The organism is Streptomyces colwelliae (assembly GCF_048158785.1).
Classification (GTDB): Bacteria; Actinomycetota; Actinomycetes; order Streptomycetales; family Streptomycetaceae; genus Streptomyces.
Window position 1 is genome coordinate 1 of record NZ_JBLTJC010000573.1, and the last position, 4,730, is coordinate 4,730.

At 71.9% G+C, this 4,730-nt stretch carries 6 protein-coding genes; 4 read left to right on the forward strand and 2 right to left on the reverse strand.

The window, feature by feature from the left end; all coding sequences use genetic code 11:
- The 3 genes from ACNFOC_RS51085 to ACNFOC_RS51095 form a co-directional block, all read left to right on the forward strand.
- Positions 1-892, forward strand: an 892-nt coding sequence (locus tag ACNFOC_RS51085) for an MFS transporter (RefSeq protein WP_416965814.1), incomplete at its 5' end; no start/stop codon positions are given.
- A gap of 283 nt (positions 893-1,175) precedes the next feature.
- Entirely contained in the window at positions 1,176-1,712 is a 537-nt protein-coding gene (locus ACNFOC_RS51090) for an RNA polymerase sigma factor (RefSeq protein ID WP_416965815.1), read from the forward strand.
- A complete protein-coding gene (locus tag ACNFOC_RS51095; RefSeq protein ID WP_416965816.1) occupies positions 1,709-2,635 on the forward strand; it encodes a hypothetical protein in 927 nt (308 codons plus the stop codon). The genes ACNFOC_RS51090 and ACNFOC_RS51095 overlap by 4 nt, the downstream gene beginning before the upstream one ends.
- Positions 2,636-2,711: 76 nt before the next feature.
- On the opposite strand, the gene ACNFOC_RS51100 is transcribed toward ACNFOC_RS51095, so the two are convergent.
- Both ACNFOC_RS51100 and ACNFOC_RS51105 read right to left on the reverse strand, forming a co-directional pair.
- A complete protein-coding gene (locus ACNFOC_RS51100) occupies positions 2,712-3,557 on the reverse strand; it encodes a hypothetical protein (protein ID WP_416965817.1) in 846 nt (281 codons plus the stop codon).
- A gap of 74 nt (positions 3,558-3,631) precedes the next feature.
- Positions 3,632-4,627, reverse strand: a complete 996-nt coding sequence (locus tag ACNFOC_RS51105) for a diflavin oxidoreductase (RefSeq protein WP_416965818.1) — start codon at positions 4,625-4,627, stop codon at positions 3,632-3,634.
- Between ACNFOC_RS51105 and ACNFOC_RS51110 the strand changes: the two genes are divergently transcribed.
- On the forward strand, positions 4,541-4,730 hold a 190-nt coding region (locus tag ACNFOC_RS51110), incomplete at its 3' end, for a copper amine oxidase (RefSeq protein ID WP_416965819.1). The two genes, ACNFOC_RS51105 and ACNFOC_RS51110, sit on opposite strands and share 87 nt — an antisense overlap.

Genomic DNA, 4,730 nt, shown 5'->3' on the forward strand with positions numbered 1-4,730 from the left:
CGGGCTGGGCGCGTTGCTGGCGGCGTACCACCTGCGGACGGAGGCCGAGAAGGGGCAGGCCGTTGCCGACGTGGACGGGCTGCCGGACCGGTACCGGGCGGAGAGGGACTTGAGCTGCTGGGCGCTGTCGAGTCAGGGCCGTACCTGGGGGTGGACCGCGCCCCTCACGATCGGCGTCCTGTGCGGCGCGGTCGTTCTCGGCGCCGGCTTCGTGGTCACCGAACTGCGCGCCACCGCACCGCTGTTGGACATGCGGTTGCTGCGGGGCAGGGGACCCGCGGCGGTCCACGCGGCCACCGTGATCATCAGCGTGGCGATGTTCGCGGCCGTCACGCTGATCCCGCAGTTCGTCCAGACACCGGACGGCGGCGGCTACGGATACGGGTTCGGTGTCTCGGCCGCGCGGACCGGGCTCGTCATCGCCCCCATGGCCGTATGCATGCTGCTGGCCGTACCCGTCTCCACCCGGCTCGCGGCCCGCACGGGCAATGCCACAACATTCCGTATCGGCGCGGGAGTTGCCGCCGTGACCCTGCTCTCGCTGGGAGCGGTCCACGACCGGCTGTGGGACTTTCTGGTGGCCGGAGCCGCGCTCGGGACGGCGTACGGTTTCGCCTTCGCGTCGCTCGGTGGGCTTGTCGTCGACGCCGTGCCCGCCGAGCAGACGGGCGCGGCCACCGGCGTCAACACGATCCTCCGGACCATCGGCGGCGCGGCGGGTGCCCAGCTCGCCACCGCGATCGTCACGGGCTCGGCCGGCGGCGGCTCGGTGGTGCCTACGGAATCGGGGTACAGCAGCGCGTTCTACGCCGCGGCGGTGGCGGCCGCGGCTGCTTTGCTGATCTCCGGCGGGGCGAAGGGCGAAGGGTGGAGGGCGAAGGGTGAGGAGTGAGGGGTGAGAGGTGAGGGGTGAAGGGCGGAGCCCGGCTCCTGTTTCCGGTGCTTCCGAACGCATCCGGGGTCCGATGACAAGTACTGGGTGAGACCGTCGTCCGGCGGTCGGAAACGGAGACTCGGTGAAACCGGATGCACCAGATGAACCGGGCAACCGGCGACGTGGCGGTCTCCGCCGCCGCCGCGACAGTGACCCGCGCGGCACCACTGCCGAACACGGCCATGATGTCGAACACACCGACAGTGATGCCCAGTTGACGCGGTCCGCGCACGGCGACTCGGTGGCCTTCACTCACCTCGTGAAGGCCCACTCCTCCGCCCTGTACGGCTACTTCGCCCGGCGTGTGCCCGCCGCGTCGGAGGATCTGCTCGCCGAGACCTGGTTGCAGGCGTTCGCCGCGCGGCGCACGTTCGACCCCGCGCGGGGTTCGGCGCGGGGCTGGCTGTTCGGGGTCGCCCACAACGTGCTCGCCCAGTACCTGCGGCGGGCGGGACGGCGAGAGCCCGCGCCGGGACCGGATGTCACCGACCCCTGGCAGGTGGTGGACCAGCGGCTGGACGCCGCCGCGATGGCCCCCGCGCTACGACGGGCACTCGCCGAACTGCCTGCCGACGAGCGGGAGTTGCTGCTCCTGATCAGCTGGGAGCAGCTCACCCCGACCGAGGCCGCCGCCGTCGTGGGCATCCCGGCGGGCACCGCCCGTTCGCGGCTGCACCGGGCCCGGGGGCGACTGCGCGACCGCCTCACGATGCCCCGCGCGACGGGACCGGCGGGACCGGCGGGACGAAACCTGACCGCGACAGGAGACCTCGCATGAGCACGTACGACGACACGAAGGCGAACGGTATGAACGAGCGAGGCGCACTGCTGGACTTCCCCGGTGCCGATGAACTGGCGACGGCGGGTCACGTCGAGCCGCTGTCGGAACGGGCGTTGGCCAGGGTGCTGGCGGAGGTCGAGGCGGCGGTGGCCACGGAGGGGACGACGGTCGGTGTTGCCACCGTGACGCCGATCCGGCGGCTGACCGGGCGCCGCCGGGCCCTGATCGGGCTGCTGACCACAGCCGCGGTGGCGACCGGCGTGGTGACGTACGCGAACAACGGCACGACCTCGGCGGGCACGGGCACCGGCACGCACAGCGAGGCGCGCGCGAACACCGCGTCCGTCTTCCTGGACGACATCTCCACGGTGGCCGCCGGCCAGTCGGCTTCGTCGGGGAAGTACTGGAAGACGCGGACGACGGTCGGGACCGCGTACATCTCGCAGTCCATGGACTACTACGTCGTCAACGGCGGCAAGGCGTACCGGAAGGGGCTGCGGCCCGACTGGCAGGTCGGGCCGAAGGACCTCGACTGGAAGGGACTTGGGCAACTGACCACGGATTCGGGGAAGTTGCTCGGCCTGTTGCAGTCCCCGCCGCGGCCCAAGAGCATCTCGCCCTTCGATCAGGCGGTCACCCTTCTCACCGACTCCCCGGCGAGCCCGAAACTGCGGGCCGGGGTCTTCAAGGCGATGGGCGGCCTGAAGGGCGTCAAGCTGCTCGGCCAGGTCAAGGACAGTACTGGGCGCGGTGGTACGGCAGTTGAGTTCGCGGAGGCCAAGAGCCTCGGCCAGGTGATCGTCGACCCGAAGACCAGCGCGATCCTGGAGTACACCTTCACGTGGACGGCCGGGCCCAGCAAGGGCAAGGTAACCCACCAGACGTTCCTGTCGACGGGCTTCACCGACAAGATCGGCTGACACGGAAGCAGGCGAGATCTGTTGACGCGGGCGGTCGGGGGCGGTCGGGGGGTCACTCCCCGCCCGCCCGTGTCGGCTAGGCATCGGGCAGTGAAGCCGCCAGGTCCTCCCACGCCCCGTGCACGTCCTCCCCGACCATCCCGAACTGCGTGATCACCGCGACGCATCGCCCGTCCCCGTCGTCGAGTTCGAGTGCCGAGGTCGGACCGTGCGCCGCCGCCGAGCGGACGAGACGGCACGCCCGGACGGCCGCCAGGTCGATCTCCACCGAACTCTCCGCGAGCGCCGCGAACACCCGGCCGCCCACGGTCCGGTCGGTGACGTGGACGCGGCCGGCGCACGCCTGCATGGCCGCCGGGGCGAACACCGCGACGCCGATGGGCAGTCCGACGGAGCAGACGTGGTCGAGGACCGACGCCACCACGTCCACCTCGATGGGCCGGTGTTCGCCGCCGTCGTAGCGGTCGAAGGCCGCGCGCGTGGCGAGGCCTCCGTCCGCCAACACCGCGTCCAGCTGGGCCAGTTGATCACCGTCCTCCCATGCCGGGACCTCGGGAGGCGTGGACGCTACGGCGGCCCGCGCACCGGCCTGGATCGTGGGCGCCAGGCCGGCCAGCAGCCGGTCCCCGTCGGACAGCAGCCGTCCCTGGTGCACGGTCCGCCCCTCCGCGTCGAGCAGGCGCAGCGTCACGGAGTCCGTACCGCCGTCCCGCGCGACCACCGCCGTGTCGATCCCGCCGGCGTCGAGCCGCAGCGCGATCGAACCCGGCCGGACGGCGAACGCCTCGCCGCGCAGGCTTGGTTGGGCGTAGCTGCCCGCCTGGTCGATGCGGGCGACCGGACCTCCGGTCACCGCCTGGACGTACTGGAAGAGCGTCAGGCACCGCGCCAGCTCCGGCATCCGCGCGTCGATCAACCGCACGCTGCCGCTCCGCCGCGCGCCGCAGCACCCTTCAAACGAGCAGTGCCCGTAAGGGTTGTTGTGGTCCGCCATGCTCAATACACGTCCCGTACATAGCGCTTGGCCCGCCGAAGGTCCGCGAGGTACTCCGCCGCGTCGTCGTCCCCGCGCCCGCGCTGCTCGGCCACCACACCCAGCAGCGCCGCCTCCACGTCCTTCGCCATGCGCGAGGCGTCGCCGCAGACGTAGACGTGCGCGCCGTCCTCCAGCCAGCCGTACAACTCCCTTGAGCGTTCGCGCATCCGGGTCTGTACGTAGACCTTCTCGGCCTGGTCGCGGGAGAACGCGAGGTCCAGTTCGGTGAGCACGCCGCGCGTCCGGAGTTCGCTCAGCTCGTCCTCGTACACGAAGTCCGTCTCGCGGTGGCGGTCGCCGAAGAACAGCCAGTTGCGGCCGGACGCGCCCCGCGCGGCGCGCTCGTGGAGGAAGCCGCGGAACGGGGCGATGCCCGTGCCGGGGCCGATCATGACCATCGGGGCGTCGTCGTCCGCCGGGACGCCGAAGGAGGCGTTGGGCTGTACGTAGACGCCAACGGTCGTGCCCTCGCCGTCCGTTCGGTCCGCCAGGTACGTCGACGCGACGCCCTCGTAGCGGCGGTCCCGGCTTCCGTACCGCACCGACGCGACCGTGAGGTGCACGCGGTCCGGGTGGGCCAGCGGGCTCGACGAGATCGAGTACTGGCGGGCCTGCAACGGCCTTAGGAGGGGGAGGAGTTCGGCTAGGCCCGGGGTGGCGGTGGGGCCTGCGTCGCGTAGCAGGTCCAGTACGTCCCGGCCCCAGAGCCAGGAGTCGAGGTCGGAGCGGCTGCCTTGCGCCACGACCGCCGCCAACTCGCCGGACGGTGCGCGTTCTACGAGATCCGCGATCAACTCCTTTGACGGGGTGCGGATTTCGCGTTCCCTGCGGAGCAGCCGAGCGGCCTCCTCGTCGGTGCTCGCGCCGAAGTGCTCCAGCAGGGCGCCGACCAGCCGTTCGTCGTTCAGCGGTACGACGGCCAGCGCGTCGCCCGGCCGGTCGCCTACGCGCTGCACCCGGAGGGCAAGCCGGCACTGCTCGCCGATCCCGGGTCCTCGGTGGCGGCCCGCGCGGCCTTCGCCACCAAGCACCTCTGGGTCACCGCCCACGACCCGGCCG